Consider the following 19,963-nt stretch of genomic DNA (forward strand, 5'->3'; position numbering starts at 1 on the left):
ATCTTTCAGGGAAATGCCAGCCTATGAAAATAGCCCATGTGGCGCCGCTCCACGAATCCGTGCCGCCTCGGCTCTATGGAGGCACGGAACGCATTGTCTCCTATCTGACCGAAGGGTTGGTCGAGCTAGGCCATCACGTGACATTGTTCGCCAGTGGCGATACAAGGACCTCGGCAAAATTAGTGCCATGTCGCGAGCGTGCGCTGCGTCTTGACCCAAGCCCGCTGAAATCCGAGACAGCCGCGCACCTTTCGATGCTTTCCGAGGTGAGGAAACGAGCTCAAGAATTTGATATCATTCACTTTCACCTCAGCCATTTCCTGCATTTTTCCTTCTTCGAGCACATCCATGAGCGGACGGTGACGACGCCGCATGGCAGGCTCGACTACGTCGATCTGGCACCGGCCTATAAGCGTTTTCCGCGCTTTCCGATGATCTCCGTGTCCGGCAGCCAAAGGGCGGGGCTGGCCGACGCCAACTGGCTGGCGACGATCCATCACGGGCTGCCGACCGAACTCTACAAACCAGTTTTCGAGCCGGGCCCAGGGCAGCCCTACCTCGCCTTCCTTGGCCGGATGTCGCGCGACAAGCGTCCGGATCGTGCCATCGAGATCGCGCTGCGCTCTGGGCTGAGACTGAAGCTTGCAGCAAAGATCGGCGACGACGACCGGGCTTATTTCCGCAAAATGGTCGAGCCGCTGGTCGATGGTGATCGTGTCGACTATGTTGGTGAGATCGAGGAAGACAAGAAGGCGGAATTCCTCGGCAAGGCGGCCGGCCTGGTATTCCCGATCGACTGGCCGGAGCCGTTCGGTCTTGCCGTCATAGAAGCGATGGCCTGCGGCACGCCGGTGCTCGCCTGGAAATCTGGCGCCATGCCGGAAATCGTCGATCAAGGCGTGACCGGTTTTATCGTGGATTCCATGCAAGGCGCGGTTGCCTCGGTACCCGACTTGCTGCGGCTCGACAGGCGGAAGGTGCGGGCTGTCTTCGAAAGGCGGTTTTCTGCCAAAAGAATGACCCGCGACTATTTTTCCGCCTATGCGCGCCTGATCGGCGCCTCGGCCGAAGCAAGAGCGTCGTGAGCGGCATTACCTCGGGGAGGCGAAACGAGGGAGATATGAGAGAATGGCCCAACTCGACGAGCCCAGGCTTGATCCCGCGGTAGCACTTGCGTCCCTGGACGCCACCGCACCTCGAGAGCCGCATCGGCTGTTCGCCCTCAAGCAGGGCGATTGTTTTGCCGTGGCCGACGCCTACGGCGATATCCGCGGCGCCGGCGACGGTTTCTTCCGTGACGACACGCGGGTGCTTTCCGAATTCCGGCTGACCGTCGGCGACCGGCAGACATCGCTGCTCGGTGCGTCGCTCAGCCAGGACAATGTGCTCTTCACCTCCAACCTGACCAATCTGCCGATGCAGAGCGTCCGCGGCCGGGACATTCCGCAGGGCGCGATCCATATCGAACGCGTCAGGCTGCTTTGGCAGGACCGGCTGTTTGAACGCATCACCCTTTCCAACTACAGCCAGGAACACTCCACCATCCGCGTTTCGCTGTATTTTGCCGCCGATTTCCGCGACATGTTCGAAGTGCGCGGCTCGACAAGGCCGAAGCGCGGCATGGCCCATGCTGCCAAGACGGATGCGACCTGCGTGCTGCTTCGCTACGACGGGTTGGATGGGCTGGCGCGGATGTCGGCGATGTCGTTCTCGCAGGCGCCAGACCAGCTGACTGGCGACCGTGCGGATTTCCTGATTGCCGTGACGAGGCGCAGCCGCAAGATGCTGTATGTCGAAGTCGGTCCCGAAATGGCGGAAACGCCGAACCGCGATCGTTTCCGCGCCGCCGCGGCCCGGGCTCGCTTCGGCATGCGGGCCAAGCGCCGCCACGGTGCTACGGTGTACAGTTCCGGGCGCGTCTTCAACGATTGGGTCGAGCGTGCCCGCGCCGATGTGGCGCTGCTGACCACCGAGCTTTCGACCGGACCCTACCCCTATGCGGGCATCCCCTGGTTTTCGACGGCGTTCGGCCGCGACGGCGTGATCTCCGCTTTGCAGATGCTGTGGCTCAACCCGGGCCTGGCGCGAGGCGTGCTGGCCTTCCTTGCCCAGCACCAGGCGACTGAGACATCGCCGTTCAGCGATTCGCAGCCGGGCAAGATCATGCACGAGACCCGCAAAGGCGAAATGGCGGCGCTGCGGGAGCTCCCCTTCGGCCGTTACTATGGCGGTGTCGACACAACGCCACTCTATATCCATCTCGCCTGCGCCTATGCGGACCGTACCGGTGACATGGCATTCGTCGACAGCCTGTGGCCGTCGCTCTGCGCTGCGGCTGAATGGACCGAGGAGGCAAGCCGGCCGACCGGCTTCGTCACCTATCAGCGTGCCGCCGAGTCCGGCCTCGCCAACCAGGGATGGAAGGACAGCCACGATTCCGTCTTCCATGCCGACGGCCGAACCCCCAGGGGACCGATCGCCCTGGTGGAGGTGCAAGGCTATGCCTTTGCCGCGTTCCGGGGGTTGGCGGCGCTCGCCCGCCGCCGCGGCGAGATCGACAGGGCCGATCATTGGGAGAGCAGCGCCGAAGCCATGCGCGCCGCTGTGGAGCGCCATTTCTGGCTGGACGATCTCGGCTTCTATGCCTTGGCGATCGACGGCGCCGGCGAGCCCTGCAAGGTGCGGACGTCTAATGTCGGGCACCTTCTCTATGTCGGCCTCCCCGCGCCGGCACGGGCGCAGATGGTCGCCGACCAGCTGCTTTCGGCGTCCTTCCATTCGGGCTGGGGGCTGAGGACGCTCGCCGACGATGCTGTGTTCTTCAACCCGATGTCATACCACAACGGCTCGATCTGGCCGCATGACACCGCCATTTGCGGCGCCGGTCTGCCACGCTTTGGCGAGCGTGAACACGTGATCCGGCTGATGAGCAGCACCTTCGAATCGGCGGTCCACTTCAACATGCGGTTGCCCGAACTGTTCTGCGGCTTTACCCGCGCGCCGGGCGAGGCGCCGATCGCCTATCCCGTCGCCTGCCTGCCGCAGGCATGGTCGGCTGGGTCTGCCTTCATGCTGATGCAGGCCTGCCTCGGCCTTGAGATCGATGGCTGGGACGGCGAAATCCACGTCACCCGTCCCAGGCTGCCGATCGGCATCGACACGCTGACGCTGAGGCATCTTGGCGTTGGCACCAGGAAGGTGGATCTGACATTCCAGCGTGTCGGCGACAGGGTGGTCGCCTTTCTCGCCGACCGGCACGAGGGATTGGTGCCGCTCATCGTGCGGACCTAGTTTGGCTTTTCGCATGGAACCAGCCGCCGGGCTGCAATTAGCGGAACCGATGGCCCGTCCGAGCGTTCCGACGCACGGCAGCTGATTGGCGGCTGCGAGTTTCGAAAAACAATCAAAAGGGCCACCGACCGGCCGGAGAAGATCGTTGTTCCCATGTCAGACTTTGGCACAGAGGTACTCTGGGTTCTAATCATTGCAAGCCTTGGCCTTTCCGCTGTTGCCCTGGTGTTCTCGATATCCCGCCGGCGCCACATACCTGCGGCCGCATCCTCCTCAGGCGATGACCTGGCTTCGGAAGCGGCTCGCACGGTGCTGCGGGAGTTTGAAAAGAATGGCCACTCGGCCGATGCAGCGCTGATCACATGGTCGCCCGACACCTTGCGCAAGATCCTGGCCGACGATCTGCCGGAGACGCAGGTGATCGTCGTATCCAACCGCGAGCCCTACATCCACAACACCAGGAATGATGGCATCGAGCTCCTGGTGCCGGCCAGCGGGCTGGTTTCGGCACTTGAGCCGATCACCCGCGCCTGTGCCGGCACCTGGATTGCGTATGGCGGCGGAACAGCGGACCGTCTTACCGTCAATGAGAACGACCGGGTTGAAGTCCCGCCCGGCAATCCGTCCTACACGCTGCGCAGGGTCTGGCTGAGCGAGGAAGAATACCAGGCCTATTATCTAGGCTTCGCCAATGAAGGCCTGTGGCCGCTTTGTCATATCGCCTTCACCCGCCCGATTTTTCGGGCGTCGGACTGGCAGGCCTATGAAGCCGTCAACCGGAAGTTCGCCGACACGGTGGTTGCCGAAGCGCGCAACGAGCGGCCGATCGTGCTGGTCCAGGACTACCATTTCGCGCTCTTGCCGCGCATGATCCGTGAGCGCCTGCCCGAGGCGATCATCATTACTTTCTGGCATATCCCATGGCCGAACTCGGAAGTGTACAGCATCTGTCCATGGCGTGAACGGATCCTGGAAGGTTTGCTCGGCAGCTCCATCATCGGCTTCCATACGCAGTTTCATGCCAATAATTTCACCGAGAGCGTCGATCGCATCCTGGAAAGCCGGATAGAACGGGCGGACGCGGCGATCTCCTATGGCGGGCAAACGACTCTGGTCCACGCTTACCCCATCTCCATAGAATGGCCGGCCGAACTGCTGGCAAGATTGCCGGCCGTCGAGGAATGCCGTGCCCGTGTGCGCCAAAGATTCGGGCTGCCTGCGAACGTCAAACTGTGCGTCGGCGTCGAGCGCCTCGACTACACCAAAGGTATTCCCGATCGCTTTCACGCCTTGGACGAATTGTTCACGCGATATCCCGAATGGGTAGGCAAAGTGGTTTTCCTGCAGGTCGCGGCGCCGAGCCGGGGCACATTGCCGGCCTACCAGCAACTTCATGACGAATGCCATCGCTCTGCCGAAGAGCTCAACCAGCGCTACGGCAGCGACAACTACAGTCCCGTCCTGATGCTCGCCGAACATCATTCGCAGGAGCAGGTCTACGAGATCTATCGCGCCGCCGACATATGCATGGTCACCAGCCTGCATGACGGCATGAACCTGGTGGCCAAGGAATTCGTCGCGGCGCGCGACGACGAACAGGGCGTGCTGCTGCTCAGCACCTTTGCCGGCGCTTCGCGCGAACTGCTGGAGGCACTGATCGTCAACCCCTATGATGCGACCATGATGGGCGAGGCGCTGCTGCAGGCGCTGACCATGACGCCGGACGAGCAGCGCGAGCGCATGTGGCCCATGCGCGAGATGATCCGCGACAATAATGTGTATCGCTGGGCCGGCAGCATGCTCTTGGACGCTGCGCGCCTTCGCAAACGCGGGGTGACCGGCAACGGCGAGCGGCCATCCAACAGCAACAACGTCGTTTCCATCTTCGAGCGGGCACGAAAGGCGGCGTCGTGACGGACCTTCGACTGCCGCTGGCCCCCGACCTGCCGGAAGGGCAATGGGCGCTTTTTCTCGATATCGACGGCACCTTGCTGGAACATGCCGCTCATCCCGACGCTGTCTTCGTCGGTGATGAACTGCGTCAGCTTCTCGGAAATATCGAGCGAAGGCTGGGCGGCGCCCTCGCCTTCATCACCGGGCGTTCGGTCTCTGCCGTCGACAGATTGTTTCATCCCCTGAAGCTGCGCGTTGCGGGGCTGTACGGGCTCGAGCATCGGTTGATGGCGGACGGTCAAGTCGACATTGCCGACGCTCCAGCGGATATCGCGGCTCTTGCCGACGAGATTGAGGCCGAACTGGGTGGAGGCAAGGTCTATGTCGAGCGCAAGGGACCGGTCTTGGCCATCCATACCCGCGCTGCGCCGCAACTGCTTGCCCGGGCAACGCAGCTTGTCGAACAGGCACTGACGCAACTTCCGCCTGGGTACCGCGTGATTGCGGGAAACGCGGGCGTGGAACTCATGCCGCTGGAAGCCGTCAAAGGAGCTGCCATCCGGCGTTTCATGGAAATCCAGCCCTTTGCCGGCCGGCGCCCCGTATTCCTCGGAGATGACACCTCGGACGAAAACGGTTTCGAGGCAATAAACGAGGCCAGCGGCATCTCTATCCGCGTGAAGCCGCGCGGGCCTACGGTTGCAAGCTATGGTCTCGACGACGTGACCGAGGCAATAGCCTGGCTCGAGGCCAATTTCGGCGCGGCATGGGTGTCCTGATCGCGATCCCGGTGATCATCAGACAGGCTCGCGCCATGGCTAATCCCATCAACGCCGATTGGTTCCGGTTCAGCCGATCTTCCCGTCCACGATGTGAATGCGGCGATCCATGCGCGCCGCCATGTCGAGATCATGCGTAACTGCCACGACGGTCTTGCCGCGCTCGCGCACCAGATTCTCAAGAATTGCGAAGACTTGCTCCGAGCTCTTGCTGTCGAGGCTCCCCGTCGGCTCATCGGCGAGGATAAGCGGCGGGTCGTTGGCGAGCGAGCGTGCCACCGCGACGCGCTGACGCTGGCCGCCCGAGAGTTGGTCAGGCCGCTTGTCGAGATGTTCGCCGAGCCCCAGGGATGAAAGCAGCTCACCGGCCCGTTCGCGCATCTGAGGCCGCGCCAGCCGGCCAAGCTTGCGCATTGGTATTTCGACATTTTCGCGGGCCGTGAACTCCGGCAGCAGAAAATGAAACTGGAACACGAAGCCCAGCATCGAAAGCCTGGTCCGCGCGCGCTCCCTTTCATTCATCGGCTCGGCGTCGCGGCCGCCTATTGTCAACGTCCCGGCGGTCGGCCGGTCGAGCAGCCCGAGCAGGTAGAGCAATGACGATTTTCCGGAGCCGGAGGGACCGGTGACGGCGACGAATTCCCTTTCGTTGATCGCCAGCGTGATGTCCTTGACCAGCGTGACGGGAACCGTCTCGGGCAACACGCGGGTGAGTTTCTCGGTCTCGATGAGTGCGCTCATGACGCGCCTCTGATGATCTCGACGGGGTTCAGGCGCGCCGCATGACGCGCCGGCAGGTAGCCGGCCACTGCCGCCGAGCCCAGCGCGAAAGCCGACGCGATGACGTAGTGCATCAAGCTCCAGGCGATCGGCAGCCGGGTCATCTCCTGGCCGGTCGCGGCGATCTCGAAACGCACCAGCGACAGCGCATAGGTCATGGAGATGCCGAGCAGCCCGCCGAGCACGGAGCCGGCAGCGCCGATCGCGACGCCTTCCAGCAGAAAGAGCCGGCGCATGTCGGACTCCGGGAAGCCCAGCGACTTCATGATGGCGATGTCGCGCGCCTTTTCGTGCGTGATGGTGGAGATGATGTTGTAGATGCCGAAGCCAGCGACCAGCATGATCGCGCCGACAACGGTGTACATGATGACGTTGCGTACGACGAGCGCTTCGAGGATCGATTCATTGGCCTCCTGCCACGCCACCGCCTTGTAGCCCAGTTCGGCCTCGGCACGCTGCGCCACCGCCGGAGCGCGGTCAGGATCGTCGAGCTTGATGCGGATCTCGTTGATGGCGTTCGGACGCGCCGAGAGGATCTGCGCGTTTTTCAGAAGCACATAGGCCTCGCCTTCGTCGCGCGCGGTGGTGCCGGTGTGGAACAGGCCGGCGATCTTGAAGTTGCGCGACAGTCCCTCGGCAGAAACCGCCGTTATCGTGTCGCCGAACCCGGCGCCGAGCCGGCTCGCCATCGTGTCGCCGATGAGCACGGTATTGCCGCCCGCGGCAAGCGCCGAAAAGCTGCCTTCGACGAAGTTTCCGACAATCGGCGACACGCCGGACTCGCGCTCCGGTTCGATGCCAATGATCGCCGCGCCGACTTCGCGGCTGGAAAAGCGGATCACACCCTGCGTTTTGAGGCTTGCCGCGAACCGACCGGGAATCCAGCTCTCCAGCCAGGAGGTCGCGGCGGTCGGGTTGATGATGCCGCGGCGATCGTCGCCCGGCCTGAGCCCGGAAATCGCCACAGTCGCAAAAGCATCCTCGGCCGGTTGACGGCGGGCTGTGCGCTGCTCGTCGGTGATGTCGACATGCGGCATCGTGTCGACGAGTTGCCTGACGAAATCGTCCTGCCCACCCTGCATCAGCGCCGCCATGGCAATGGAGAATCCGACACCGACCGCAACGCCGATCACGGCAACCAGCGTCTGGCGACCGCGGCCGGCAATGTGCGTGAGGGCGATGTCGAAGATGAGCGGCATCCTGCTTCATCGCTCCTGGGCGCCAGTGATGTTGGCGCGCGCGCCGTCGGTGAGGTCGGCGGGATAGGGCGAGACGACGCGAGCCTTCTCATCGAGCCCCGACAGAACCTCGATGCCATTGGTGCCGCGAATGCCGGTTCGGATTTCACGTCGCCAGGCCTTGTCGCCTTCGACGACGAACACCTTATTCCCGTCCACAGCAACGGATGGGATCAACAGCGCGTTTTTCGAAACGCGGATGACGATGTTCACGTCGGTCGACATGCCGATACGAAGCGGCGTATCGTCCGGCAGGCGGAAACGGACGCGATAGGTCTTCGTCACCGGATCGCCCTTGGGTGTGATGCTGTCGACCACCGCTTCCAGGTTCTGCTGGCGGAACGCGTCGGATTTAAGCAACGCGCGCTGGCCGACCTCGACCCGGGGTATGTCCTCCTCGTTGACCTCGGCGACCACCAGGAGCGGCTTCGGCTCGCCGACCCAGAATAACACCGTGCCGAGTTCGGCGACCTCACCCACCTCGCCGTCCTGCCTGAGCACGACGCCGGCGCTCGGCGCGCGTAACACGTAGGAGTCAAGTCGCGCCTTCTGTCCGGCGACCAGCGCTTCGATCTGGCCGAGCTCGCTCTGCGCACGATCGAGAGCCTGCTGGCTCGCCGCACGCCTTTCGGCAAGCACCGTCAGCCGCCGGAGCTCTTCCTGGGCAAGCGCTTGACGGGCCTCGAGTTCGCCAAGCACGGCCCGGGCCTCGCTGTCGTCGAGCCTGGCGAGCACGTCGCCTTGTGCAACCCTCGATCCCTCGCAATTGCATTGCTCGACGATCCTTTCGCGAACCACCGGAGTTACCTTGGCCCAGGTTCGCGGCTCGACGGAGCCACTCGCGTAAACGATTTCCGCCGCGTCGCCGCGTTGTGGCGTCACCAGCGAAACCTTGGCCGGTTGCCACAAATACCAGGCGCCGAAAGCAGCCGCGGCCGCGACAACAACGATGCTGGCCGTCCAGCGTATCCGTCGCAAGAGACTCTCCTTCATGATCGAATCCGAATGTCCTGCGGTGACAGATAATAGCACTAGACCGACCGTCGGTCTATAAAAGTTGCATAAAGCTCCGGTTCGTGCTCCTCTTGCTCCACCTGCACTTTGTGAGGTTCGATTTGCCCCGAGTGATAAAGCCGCCGGAGATACGATCCGCCGAGCTCCTCGACTGCGCCCAGCGGCTTTTCTTCGAGCGCGGCTACGACAACACGACGGTGAACGACATCATCCGCGAGGCCGGCCTGTCGAAGGGCGCGTTCTACCACTATTTCGCATCGAAAGAGGCCCTGCTGGAGGCGCTCGCCACACGTCTCGCCCGCGACAGCTTCGCCGAGTTGCAGCCGGTGCTCAACGATCCTTCACTCGATGGGCTTGGCCGGCTCAATGCCCTGTTTGCCGGCTCGCGGCGGCTGAACGTCGAGCTTGCCCCGCAAATGCGCAAGACATTTTTCGTCCTGTTCCGGCCCGAGAACCTTGCCCTCTTCCATCGGGTCGACCAGGCGGCCAGGGAATTGGCCATGCCGATAATCACCGATCTGCTCAGGAAAGGCAGCGACGAAGGCATCTTCGATGTGCCCGACCCGGAAGCCTTCGCCGAGATGTTCTTGCAGCTGCGGCTGATCTTTCGGGATGTAATGCACCGCGCCCTGCTGAAGGCCGAGCAGGGCAATATCGACGAGGCGGCGCGACTGCTCGACGATCGGCTGCGGCTCTACGGCATCGCAATCGACCGGCTTTTGAAGCTGCCCGATGGAACGATAGAAGCAGCGCAACCCGGGTTTGCCCGGGCTTTCCTCGAAGCAGGCCCGTGAGCCGCAGAGTCCGCAAGGCCGCGGAGCAGCAATTCACCGCGCCTCGTATACCGGTGCAGTCCAAATCAGGGGGTCAGTGACCGCCAGCAGGAGTCACGACGAAGAGGTGTTTGACCGCAGTATCGATGTGCAGATATTGCGACTGCGCCGCAAGCTCGAGGTCAACCCGAGCGAGCCGAAACTCATTGTCACCGAGCGGGGCGCCGGCTACGTCTTCGCTACCCGGGTCGAGGTGCAGTGACCTTTCGAGGTGCCGTGACTTTGCCGAGTTCTTGGCAGGGTCAAGTTACTGGCAGGGGTCAAACAGGAATGTTCATCGCCTCAGCGCATGCACGCTATCAACATTGCCGCCGCCTATCGGCAGAGCCATGTCTTCGTCGAGCAAGCGCGTGATGCGGGCGAAGCCGGTAAAAGCCTTCCTTGCTTCCTCTGCCGACATCCCGCCCGCCAGAGCCGCGGAGCAGCAATTCACCGCGCATTGGTAGACTGGCCCACGCCGGCCGACTGGCCATCTACGCAAGAACTCCATCGCTTCGGCTACGCTATCAATTTCTTCGGCAGGACTTTCCTGCCCGCGCGAAATACGCACAGGCGTAAAGAATTGCAGGCGATCCATTGTTTCCTCCCGGTCGATCGCTATGTGCCTGATCGAACCTTTAAACTCACTGTTGACCATGTGGTTTCCGGCAAACAGGGCCCGATGGTGAAAAAAGTCGGGCCAAAAACGAAGTCTTTCACATCACGCGACCGAAATCGAATCACCAAACGTGACAAGCATGTGACGAACCGTTGCCCGCCGCCGCATTGGGACTTCAATTATCCCGAGACGGAGCCTGGACGCGCTCATCCCGCATTTGAGGTATGCGGATTACGCAGCCGGATTTGGCTAGCCGCAGCAGACCCCTTTGGGATCTCTTCTCCGTCAAAGCGTCAGTGGATCGAGGCAAGGAACTCCTAAGGGCTGGAAGTGTCTCAGGTTCCCAGTCAGGAGCGTCAAGGAGTTCGCTTTAGCGGTCGCGGCGATGAGAATGTCAGCCAGCCCTGGATGACTCCCTGCGGCTGTGGCGGCGTCTTCCATGAGGCCTGCCTCCAACGCCACCGCCGCATCGATCGGCAAGATTTCCGCGCTGTAGTCCGTCATGATGCCCTGCAGCCACGCCATTAGCGTCAGAGCCTTCGCTGTTGCTCCCGAGCGGCCGAGCTTGGCGATGCCTCTCCGAAGTTCGTGGAGGGCAAAGGCAGGCACAAACAAGTTGCCCGTCTGCTGCAATAGCCAAGCTGCCGCATTCGGGGGCAGCGGAGGCTTTCCCGGCGCGGTCGCCGACAGCACCGAGGTGTCGAAAAGGTATGAGGTCAAAGGTTAACCTCGCGGCTTTGCTGGGTGCGGTCGCGCTCCGGTTCGAAGCCCTCGGGCCAACCGGGGAACGACAGCAGGTATTCCGCAAGGCTGGGCTTCTCGGGGTAAATCTTCCTCGCCTCTTCGATCGGAACGATAGCGGCCACTGGCTTGCCGTGCCTCGTGATCGTGATCGGTTCGCCGGCCTCGGCGGCATCGACGAGAGCCGTCAAAGTGGCCTTGGCTTCGCGAATGTTGATGTGTTTCACTGCTGTTGCCTCCATTGTGGTTGCACGCAACTACATTTAGCAAATCCATCGTCTATTACAAGTGGACACTTCCCGGAGAACAGGCCATTCCGAAACGCGATCATTGGCGAAATCTTTTGTGAAGGCGTCTTTCTCCCCGTCTCTATACGGGGAGAAATGCCCGCCGGCACCTTCTCCTCGTATCGTGACGGGGAGAAGGGGGCTGGCCGCAACATCGGCGCCCCTTTCTGCAGCGCTGCAGATTGGCGAAATCTTTGGCGAAGGCGTCTTTCTCCCCGTCGCTATACTCTCCCTGGGAGAAGGGGAAGCCCTATCCGCCGACCATCTCGGCCAGCCTGCGCACGGTGTTCCAATTGCGCGAGGTGCCGATGCCGAGCCGTTTATGGCTTATCGCCGCCACAAGCCGCGAGCTTGGCGTCTCGCGCGAAAAGAAGATCCAGATGTCGCCGCCGACGGCCTGCATCCGCTCATCCTTGCCGATATAGGCCTCCAGCGCCGCGACGGCCTCAGCGGGAACGGGCTTGCGCATCACGCGCACCGCTACCTGATCCGCGGCGGCAGCCGATTCGGCGGGAAACGGATTGCCGGCCGCAAGCTTCAACCAGTCATCCGCGCGGCGCACGATGATGTCGACATGGCGGCCGAAGGTCTTTTGGAACGCCGTCTCCAATCGGCGCTCCAGCACGGCAATCTCTGTTTCTTTCGTCTCGAAAACCAGATTGCCGGTCGCCACCAGCGTGCGCGGGTTGTTCAGGCCCAGGCCTTCTGTCATGGCCCTGAGATCGGACATGACGACACGCCGCCCCTCGCCCAGGACGATGCTGTAAAGCAGAGCGACGTACGTTTGCATGCTAGCCCGGATATCTCACGATAGCCTGTCGATTTAGACCAAGCGGCTCTGCTCCACCGCTGCCTCGATGAAGCTGGCAAACAGCGGGTGCGGGTCAAGCGGCCGGCTTTTCAGCTCGGGATGATATTGCACGCCGATGAACCAGGGATGGTCGGGATATTCGACCGTTTCCGGCAGCACGCCGTCCGGCGACATGCCGGCAAAAACCAGCCCGCAATCCTCGAGCCGCTCCTTGTAGTCGACATTGACCTCGTAGCGGTGGCGGTGGCGCTCGGAAATCTGCGTGTCGCCATAGATCTCGGCGATCTTCGAGCCCCTGGCGAGGTCCGCCTGATAGGCACCGAGCCGCATGGTGCCGCCGAGATCGCCGGTTTCCCTGCGCTTCTCCAGCATGTTGCCTTTCAGCCATTCCGTCATCAGGCCGACGACCGGTTCCTCGGTCGGACCGAATTCGGTCGACGAGGCATGATTGACGCCGGCCAGCGAACGCGCTGCCTCGATGCAGGCCATCTGCATGCCGAAGCAGATGCCGAAATACGGCACTTTTCGCTCGCGGGCGAACTTCGCTGCAAGGATCTTGCCTTCCGCGCCGCGCTCGCCAAAACCGCCGGGGACCAGAATGCCGTGGACCTTTTCCAGCCACGGCGCCGGGTCTTCTTTCTCGAATATCTCGCTCTCGATCCAGTCGAGCTTGACCTTGACGCGGTTGGCGAGACCGCCATGCGACAGCGCCTCGATCAGCGATTTGTAGGCGTCCTTGAGGCCGGTATATTTGCCGACGACGGCGATGGTCACCTCGCCCTCCGGGTTGTGGATGCGTTTGGACACCGCTTGCCACGGCTCCATCCGCGGCTTCGGCGCCGGATCGATGCCGAAAGCGGCGAGCACTTCCGAATCCAGCCCTTCATTGTGATAGGCCATCGGCACGTCGTAGATGTGCGGCACGTCGAGCGCCTGGATGACCGCGCTCTCGCGCACATTGCAGAACAGCGACAGTTTGCGGCGCTCTTCCCTGGGGATGGGGCGGTCGGCGCGGACCAGCAGGATGTCGGGCGCGATGCCGATGCCGCGCAATTCCTTGACCGAATGCTGGGTCGGCTTGGTCTTCAATTCGCCCGCCGTTGGAATATAGGGCATCAGCGTCAGGTGCACGTAGACGGCGTTGTTGCGCGGCAGGTCGTTGCCAAGTTGGCGGATCGCCTCCAGAAACGGCATCGCCTCGATGTCGCCGACGGTGCCGCCGATCTCGCACAGGACGAAGTCATAGTCGTCATTGCCGTTGAGAATGAAATTCTTGATCTCGTCGGTGACATGCGGAATGACCTGCACGGTGGCGCCAAGATAGTCGCCGCGTCGCTCCCGCTCGATGATATTCTTGTAGATGCGGCCCGTGGTGATGTTGTCCTGCTGGTTGGCCGAGCGGCCGGTGAACCGCTCATAATGGCCAAGATCGAGATCGGTCTCGGCGCCGTCATCCGTCACGAAGACTTCGCCATGCTGGTATGGCGACATCGTGCCGGGATCGACATTGAGATAGGGATCAAGCTTCTTGATGCGCGCGCGATAGCCTCGCGCCTGCAAGAGAGCCCCAAGGGCCGCTGCAGCGATGCCTTTTCCGAGTGAGGAAACCACGCCGCCTGTGATGAATACATATCGCGCCATGGGAGTCATCGCTTAACGCGGCCGAATTGATTCCGCCAGAGAAAAAACCGCCGCGAAGGCTTTTTCCCAAGAAGGCGCCCTGATGATGCTCGAACCAAAACAAAAGGGCCGGCGAGGCCGGCCCTTTTGTTTGACCCGCCAAGGCGTCAGATGATGACGACCTTGGTGCCCACTTTCACCCTGCGATAAAGGTCCATGACGTGCTCGTTGATCATGCGGAAACAGCCGTTGGAGGAGCTCGTCCCGATCGACTGCGGCGCAATGGTGCCGTGAATGCGCAGATGGGTGTCCTTCCTGCCGTCGTAGAGATAGATGGCGCGCGCGCCGAGCGGGTTATCGCCGCCGCCGGGCATGCCGTCCTTGTACCGGCCGTAATTCTTCGGCTCACGCTTCTGCATATCGAGCGTCGGGATCCAGCGGGGCCATTCCTGCTTGTCGCCGACGGCGACCGTGCCCTTGAACTGCAGGCCGTCACGACCGACCGCAATCGCATAGCGGCGGGCGGTCCAGGAGGATTCGACGAGATAGAGACGGCGCGCACTCGTATCGATGACGATGGTGCCGGGGCTGTAGCCGGTGAATTCGACCTCTTGCGGCACGAACTCCGGGTTCACCTTGAACTGCTTCCTGGCTTCCTTGCTGGCGAGCGCGGCATCGAGGGCGCGGGTCTCGGGGAGCAGCGACATCGACGAGGACGTGCCGCCGAACAGGCCGGCGAACAGCCCGACGCGCTGGGGCTTCTGTCCGACCGGCTCGCTGCGCAATTCGCCGTTGTTGCCGGTCAGCGCGACGTTCATGGCCTCGGCGGGAATTGCCTCGGCCGACTGGATTGCTGCGATGGGTTGAATCGGGTCGATGATCTTGACCGGCCTGGCATCGGCCAGCCTGGCCTTGCCAGCGGACTTATCCTTCTTGGCGAGGCCCTTCCTGGCAAGAAACGCCTGCCGTTCCGCGTCCGACTTGGCTTTGGCCGCCTCGCGCATCGCCAGCTTCCTTGCCTCGATCGCCTTTACTCGAGCAGCCTGCTTGTCAGCCGCGATCTTGGCTTCGATCTTCCTGATCTGGGCAAGATCTGCCGCGCTTGGGTCTTTTTTCTTCTTGAGGAGCTTGAGTTGCGCCGTGTCGCTTTTGGCGGCGACGTTGACGACGTCAGTTGTGACTGCGGATTTAGGGGCCGAATTGCCCGCCGGCATGGCCGCGTAAGCGGGCGCACCAAGGCTGAGCACGGCCCAAAGGCCGGCTAAAATGAAGCTGCGAAGCTGCATGGCGAAGATCCGATCGTTCAATGCTTGTTGCCACGGCGTTGCCCGGCGTCCCCCAAGGACCCCGAATGTGCCGCGCGCAATCTATAATCGATTAATCGGAGACGCCTCAAGCGCCCTGGCGTGCCGCGCCCGGTCGAATCCTCGCGATCGTGCGGCATTTGCCGCGACTGTGTTCAAACAACAACAGATCGCGGCGCCGGACGTCTGCTGATTACTGGTTTGGAACCTGCGGCGTTACTGGCTGGGTGGCGCCGTTTGTGGCCGGCGGCGTGGTCGCTCCCGCCGCTGGCGGTGCAGCGGGGGCCGGGGCTGCGGCATCATTGCCGGAAGGCGGCGTTGGCGCCGTATTGCCGGACGGCGGTGTCGGCGTCGTGGTGCCAGGCAACTGGTTGAGCACGCCGCCCCCGCCGTTCGTCACAGGCACGCGATCGAGAATGTCGATCGGCTTCTCGCCGTAACGGGCGACGATCGACAAGGTCAGCGAGGTGGCGAAGAACGCCGCCGCCAGGATCGCCGTCGCCCGCGTCAGCGCGTTGGCGGCACCGCGCGCGGTCATGAAGCCCGATCCGCCGCCGATGCCGAGGCCGCCGCCTTCGGAGCGCTGCAGCAGCACCACGCCGACAAGAGCGAGCACGACCATGAGGTGAACGACGATCAGTACGGTTTCCATAATTTATCCTGGCAAGGCCTTACGCGGCCGCAGATACGACCGGTGATTTGGAGGCGGCTCAATACAATGCTTTGACGGCAATTCCAAGCCCGTGGCCGGAATATGGGAAGCAATGCGGCCGTTGCAACATTTTCCGCTGCGGCACAGTATCCGAAGTGCCCGACAGCCTTTCGATGCCAAAGCATGTCGCGCAAAAGCATGCCCTTGGGCCTGACCCGAGGGTGTGCAGCGGTTTTGCGATAACGACATGCGTAAAAACAACAACCTAAAGCGCGTCGCATTAGGCCGGCCAAACGCGACGCGCTTTAGGAGATGTTTCGATAGGCTTCGGCAATGCCGAGAAAGTCCGCCGCCTTCAGGCTGGCGCCGCCGACCAGCGCGCCGTCGACATTTTTTACGCCCAGCAGTTCGACCGCGTTCGACGGCTTGACCGAGCCGCCATAGAGGATACGCATCTTTGCCGCTGCGCTGCCAAGCTTTTCCGACAGTTTTTCGCGAATATGCGCATGCGCCTCAGCAACGTCGGCGGCAGTCGGCGTCAGCCCCGTGCCGATCGCCCATACCGGCTCGTAGGCGATGACGGTATTCGATGCCGTTGCATTCGGCGGCACCGAGCCGGCGACCTGGCGCGACAACACGTCGAGCGTGGCGCCCGCCTCGCGCTCGGCTCTCGTCTCGCCGATGCAGATGATGGAAACCAGCCCGGCGCGCCACGCGGCGGACGCCTTTGCCTGGACAATGGCGTCGTCCTCGTTTTGATCGGCGCGGCGTTCGGAATGGCCGACGATGACGTGACTGGCGCCCGCATCTTTCAGCATCTCGGCCGAAATACAGCCGGTATGGGCGCCGCTCTCCTTGCTGTGGCAATCCTCGCCCCCGGCCCGGACCGGCGTGCGCGACAAGATCTCCGCGGCATGCGCAAGCAGCGTCGCCGGAACGCAGACCAGCGCTTCGGTCTCGGCATCGAGCCCGCTCATGAAGCCGTTGCCGATCATCCTGAGTTCGTTGAGTGAGGCGCTGGTGCCGTTCATTTTCCAGTTGCCGGCGACCAGCGGGCGGATTCCAGGCGTCATGGGATTTGCTTCTCCGGGCAATATTCGGCTGCGTCCTCACTACCAAACTCAGCCCACAAAGCAATCGACAGTGGGCCGGAAGGACGCTATTGCGCTTGTTTCAGACTCGGCGCATGCGAAAATGCGCGAAAAAATCGGAAGTGACCATGCTTGGTATCTTGAGAAGCGCGGCTGGGACCTGGATCGCGAAAGCGCTGCTGATATTGTTGGTGTTGAGCTTCGCCGTCTGGGGCATTTCCGGACAGATGGTCGGTGGTTTTGCAGGCCACGACGCCGTTGTCACGGCCGGCGGCACCAAAGTGTCGATCAACGAGTATCGGCTGGCCTATGACCGGCAGATCAGCGTGATGACGCAGCAATTCGGCCAGCGCATCAGCCGCGAGCAGGCGACGGCGCTCGGCCTCGACAACCAGGTGCTGGCGCAACTCGTGTCGGGCGCGGTCCTCGATGAGCAGGCCCGCAAGCTCGGGCTTGGGCTGTCCAAGGACCGGCTGGCCCAACTCACGCATGAAGACCCGGCCTTCAAGGGTCCCGGCGGCAACTTCGATAGAAGGACTTTCGAATACATACTGCAGCAGGTCGGCATGCGGCCGGAAGACTATCTCAGGAATCGCGCCCAGGTGGCTGTGCGCCAGCAGATCGTCGAGGCGGTTTCGGACGGCCTCAAGGCCCCGAATACGTTCTTGAGGGCGGTGGCGCTTTATCGTGGCGAAGACCGCACCATCGACTATTTGACCTTGCCGAAATCGCTGGTCGAGCCGATCGAAGCGCCATCCGACACTACGCTTTCGGCCTATTTCGAGGAAAACAAGAAGACCTATGCGGCGCCCGAATACCGCAAATTCTCCTATGTCAGGCTCGAGCCGGAAGACATCATGGACGTGAGTGCCGTGACCGACCAGCAGGTCAGCGACGACTACAACAAGAACAAGGGGCGCTACACCACGCCGGAAACGCGCACCATCGAACAGCTCGTGTTCAAAACGCCCGATGCCGCGAAGGCCGCGCTCGATTCACTCAAGACCGGCGCGACCTTCGACAAACTCGTCGCCGCCGAGGGCAAGACGCAGGCCGACACGCTGCTCGGCACGCTGTCCAAGGACAAGATCGCCGACAAGGCGGTGGCGGATGCGGCCTTTGCGCTCAACGTCAACGAAGTCAGCCCGGTCGTTCAGGGCGCCTTCGGTCCGGTGCTGCTGCGCGTCACCGAGATCAAGCCCGAAGTGGTGAAGCCGCTGGCCGAAGTGGCCGCCGACATCCGCAAGGACCTAGCGCTGGGCGAGGCAAGCCGCATTCTGCTCGACGTGCATGACAGTTACGAAGACAGCCGCGCTTCGGGCAGCACGCTCGAGCAAGCGGCCGAAAAACTGAAGCTGAAGGTCGTCACCGTCGACGCGATCGATCGCACCGGCCTGAGGCCGGACGGCGCCATCGTCAAGGATCTGCCGGAATCGCCGGAGCTGATCAAGGCGGTGTTCGATGCCGAACCCGGCACCGAGAATCCCGACCTCACCACTGCCAACAACGGCTTCGTGTTCTACGAGGTGGATTCGGTCACGCCGGCCCGCGACCGCACGCTGGATGAAGTCCGCCAGAAGGTGGTGGCCGACTGGACGGCGGCGGAAACGACCAAGCGGCTCACCGCAAAAGCGCAGGAGCTCGAAAAGCGTCTCGAGGCCGGCACTACGCTCGACGTGATCGCGAGCGAGCTCAAGCTTGAGAAGCAGACCAAGCGCGGCGTCAAGCGCGGGGCGGACGACGCCGATTTCGGCAAGGAAGGGGCGGCTGCGATGTTCGGCGAAGGCGAAGGCGGGACCGGATTGATCCCCTCGCCCACCGGCGACGGACAGATCCTGTTCAGGATTGCCGAAGTGTTCGAGCCTGCCGGAGCCGACGCCAGCTCGGTGCCGGACGACGAGCAGAAATCGTTCACCGCCGGCATGTCCGACGACCTGCTCGACCAGTTGGTGGCGCAGCTGCAGACGCAATATGACGTTCGCATCGACCAAACCGCCGTTGCCCAAGCCCTGACCAGATGAGCGCGCTCAAGACCCATATCGCCAAGGTCGCCGCTGGTAGCTCCCTTTCCTTCGAGGAAGCGCGCGATGCCTTCGACATCATCATGTCGGGCGACGCTACGCCCGGCCAGATCGGCGGCTTCCTGATGGCGCTGCGCGTGCGCGGCGAGACTGTGAGCGAGATTTCCGGCGCCGTCGCCACCATGCGCGCCAAGATGCTGCGCGTCGACGCGCCGGCTGGCGCCATCGACATCGTCGGCACCGGCGGCGACAATTCGCACAGCGTCAACATCTCGACCGCATCCGCGTTCGTCATCGCCGCCTGCGGCGTGCCGGTGGCCAAGCACGGCAATCGCGGACTGTCCTCGCAGACCGGCGCCGCCGACGTGCTGACCGCGCTTGGCGTCAAGCTCGACATCCCGCCGGAAACGATCGGCCGCTGCATCCACGACGCAGGCGTCGGCTTCATGTTCGCACCGGCGCATCATCCGGCGATGAAGCATGTCGGCCCGATCCGCGCCGAGCTCGGCACCCGCACAATCTTCAACCTGCTTGGCCCGCTCTCCAATCCGGCTGGTGTCGTCAGGCAGATGGTTGGCGTCTTCTTGCCGGAATGGATCATGCCGGTGGCCGAGACGTTGAAGGCACTGGGCGCCGACCACGCCTGGGTCGCCCATGGCGACGGCTATGACGAGATCACCACCACCGGCGAAACCCAAGTCGCCGAACTGGTCGGCGGCGAGATCCGCAGCTTTACGCTGACCCCGGAAGCGGTCGGGCTGAAGCGGCATACCAAGGACGAATTGCGCGGCGGCGATGCCGCCTACAACGCCCAGGCGCTGCGCGACATGCTGGGCGGCGCTGCCGGTGCCTTTCGCGATACGGTGCTGATGAACGCCGGCGCCGGACTGGTGGTGGCGGGAAAGGCGACGACGCTTGCCGATGGCATGGCGACGGCGGCGCAAGCCATCGACAGCGGCCGGGCGCTAAAGGTGCTTGACCGGCTGGTCGAGATTTCGAACGGATAGCGC

18 protein-coding genes and 1 pseudogene are annotated in these 19,963 nt (G+C 62.8%); 8 read left to right on the forward strand and 11 right to left on the reverse strand.

Annotation, left to right across the window (positions count from 1 at the left end; genetic code table 11):
* The first annotated feature begins 23 nt into the window (after positions 1 to 23).
* The 4 genes from AC0L3D_RS16765 (at position 24) to otsB (ending at position 5,963) form a co-directional block, all read left to right on the forward strand.
* Entirely contained in the window at positions 24 to 1,085 is a 1,062-nt protein-coding gene (locus AC0L3D_RS16765; RefSeq protein WP_473645106.1) for a glycosyltransferase family 4 protein, read from the forward strand.
* A 43-nt stretch (positions 1,086 to 1,128) separates the two neighbouring features.
* Entirely contained in the window at positions 1,129 to 3,291 is a 2,163-nt protein-coding gene (locus AC0L3D_RS16770; protein ID WP_473645108.1) for an amylo-alpha-1,6-glucosidase, read from the forward strand.
* Between the two features lie 153 nt (positions 3,292 to 3,444).
* On the forward strand, positions 3,445 to 5,205 hold the full coding sequence (locus tag AC0L3D_RS16775) for an alpha,alpha-trehalose-phosphate synthase (UDP-forming) (RefSeq protein ID WP_473645110.1): 1,761 nt from the start codon (positions 3,445 to 3,447) through the stop codon (positions 5,203 to 5,205).
* Positions 5,202 to 5,963, forward strand: a complete 762-nt coding sequence (gene otsB / locus AC0L3D_RS16780; protein WP_473645111.1) for a trehalose-phosphatase — start codon at positions 5,202 to 5,204, stop codon at positions 5,961 to 5,963. Before AC0L3D_RS16775 ends, otsB begins: the two co-directional genes overlap by 4 nt.
* Before the next feature lie 69 nt (positions 5,964 to 6,032).
* Here the strand turns inward: otsB and AC0L3D_RS16785 are convergent, their stop codons facing one another.
* The 3 genes from AC0L3D_RS16785 to AC0L3D_RS16795 are packed head-to-tail and all read right to left on the reverse strand — an operon-like array spanning position 6,033 to position 8,974.
* Positions 6,033 to 6,704 carry an ABC transporter ATP-binding protein gene (locus tag AC0L3D_RS16785; RefSeq protein WP_473536601.1) on the reverse strand — a complete coding sequence of 224 codons (672 nt, stop codon included), beginning with the start codon at positions 6,702 to 6,704 and terminating at the stop codon, positions 6,033 to 6,035.
* Positions 6,701 to 7,942 carry an ABC transporter permease gene (locus tag AC0L3D_RS16790; RefSeq protein ID WP_473645113.1) on the reverse strand — a complete coding sequence of 414 codons (1,242 nt, stop codon included), beginning with the start codon at positions 7,940 to 7,942 and terminating at the stop codon, positions 6,701 to 6,703. Before AC0L3D_RS16790 ends, AC0L3D_RS16785 begins: the two co-directional genes overlap by 4 nt.
* A 6-nt stretch (positions 7,943 to 7,948) precedes the next feature.
* Entirely contained in the window at positions 7,949 to 8,974 is a 1,026-nt protein-coding gene (locus AC0L3D_RS16795) for an efflux RND transporter periplasmic adaptor subunit (RefSeq protein ID WP_473645115.1), read from the reverse strand.
* A 131-nt stretch (positions 8,975 to 9,105) separates the two neighbouring features.
* Between AC0L3D_RS16795 and AC0L3D_RS16800 the strand changes: the two genes are divergently transcribed.
* Entirely contained in the window at positions 9,106 to 9,789 is a 684-nt protein-coding gene (locus tag AC0L3D_RS16800) for a TetR/AcrR family transcriptional regulator (protein WP_473645132.1), read from the forward strand.
* Positions 9,790 to 9,871: 82 nt separating this feature from the next.
* Positions 9,872 to 10,030: pseudogene (locus tag AC0L3D_RS16805) on the forward strand (winged helix-turn-helix domain-containing protein); the annotation flags it as partial.
* A gap of 72 nt (positions 10,031 to 10,102) precedes the next feature.
* Here AC0L3D_RS16805 and AC0L3D_RS16810 read toward each other — a convergent pair.
* The 8 genes from AC0L3D_RS16810 to tpiA form a co-directional block, all read right to left on the reverse strand.
* Entirely contained in the window at positions 10,103 to 10,405 is a 303-nt protein-coding gene (locus AC0L3D_RS16810; protein ID WP_128172574.1) for a DUF982 domain-containing protein, read from the reverse strand.
* Positions 10,406 to 10,711: 306 nt separating this feature from the next.
* Complete coding sequence (locus AC0L3D_RS16815) at positions 10,712 to 11,146, reverse strand: PIN domain-containing protein (protein ID WP_473645117.1); 435 nt, start codon at positions 11,144 to 11,146, stop codon at positions 10,712 to 10,714.
* Positions 11,143 to 11,394 carry a type II toxin-antitoxin system Phd/YefM family antitoxin gene (locus AC0L3D_RS16820; protein ID WP_023798583.1) on the reverse strand — a complete coding sequence of 84 codons (252 nt, stop codon included), beginning with the start codon at positions 11,392 to 11,394 and terminating at the stop codon, positions 11,143 to 11,145. The genes AC0L3D_RS16815 and AC0L3D_RS16820 overlap by 4 nt, the downstream gene beginning before the upstream one ends.
* Positions 11,395 to 11,704: 310 nt before the next feature.
* Positions 11,705 to 12,244 (reverse strand): DUF1697 domain-containing protein, encoded by a 540-nt coding sequence (locus AC0L3D_RS16825; RefSeq protein ID WP_128172422.1) that lies wholly within the window; start codon positions 12,242 to 12,244, stop codon positions 11,705 to 11,707.
* Positions 12,245 to 12,277: 33 nt separating this feature from the next.
* Positions 12,278 to 13,915, reverse strand: coding sequence for a CTP synthase (locus AC0L3D_RS16830; protein ID WP_084833810.1), 1,638 nt, complete (start codon positions 13,913 to 13,915; stop codon positions 12,278 to 12,280).
* A gap of 137 nt (positions 13,916 to 14,052) precedes the next feature.
* Positions 14,053 to 15,171 (reverse strand): L,D-transpeptidase, encoded by a 1,119-nt coding sequence (locus AC0L3D_RS16835; RefSeq protein ID WP_473645134.1) that lies wholly within the window; start codon positions 15,169 to 15,171, stop codon positions 14,053 to 14,055.
* A 211-nt stretch (positions 15,172 to 15,382) separates the two neighbouring features.
* Positions 15,383 to 15,841 (reverse strand): preprotein translocase subunit SecG, encoded by a 459-nt coding sequence (gene secG, locus AC0L3D_RS16840; protein ID WP_023801242.1) that lies wholly within the window; start codon positions 15,839 to 15,841, stop codon positions 15,383 to 15,385.
* Between the two features lie 305 nt (positions 15,842 to 16,146).
* Positions 16,147 to 16,914: a triose-phosphate isomerase gene (gene tpiA / locus AC0L3D_RS16845; protein WP_473645119.1), complete on the reverse strand. Its 768-nt coding sequence runs from the start codon at positions 16,912 to 16,914 to the stop codon at positions 16,147 to 16,149.
* Between the two features lie 146 nt (positions 16,915 to 17,060).
* Here tpiA and AC0L3D_RS16850 point away from each other — a divergent pair, with 146 nt between their 5' ends.
* Together AC0L3D_RS16850 and trpD are read left to right on the forward strand one after the other, a co-directional pair.
* Positions 17,061 to 18,953 carry a peptidyl-prolyl cis-trans isomerase gene (locus tag AC0L3D_RS16850; protein ID WP_473645121.1) on the forward strand — a complete coding sequence of 631 codons (1,893 nt, stop codon included), beginning with the start codon at positions 17,061 to 17,063 and terminating at the stop codon, positions 18,951 to 18,953.
* Entirely contained in the window at positions 18,950 to 19,960 is a 1,011-nt protein-coding gene (gene trpD / locus AC0L3D_RS16855) for an anthranilate phosphoribosyltransferase (protein ID WP_023801239.1), read from the forward strand. Before AC0L3D_RS16850 ends, trpD begins: the two co-directional genes overlap by 4 nt.
* Positions 19,961 to 19,963 lie beyond the last annotated feature (3 nt).

The organism is Mesorhizobium sp. WSM4837, from assembly GCF_055811435.1.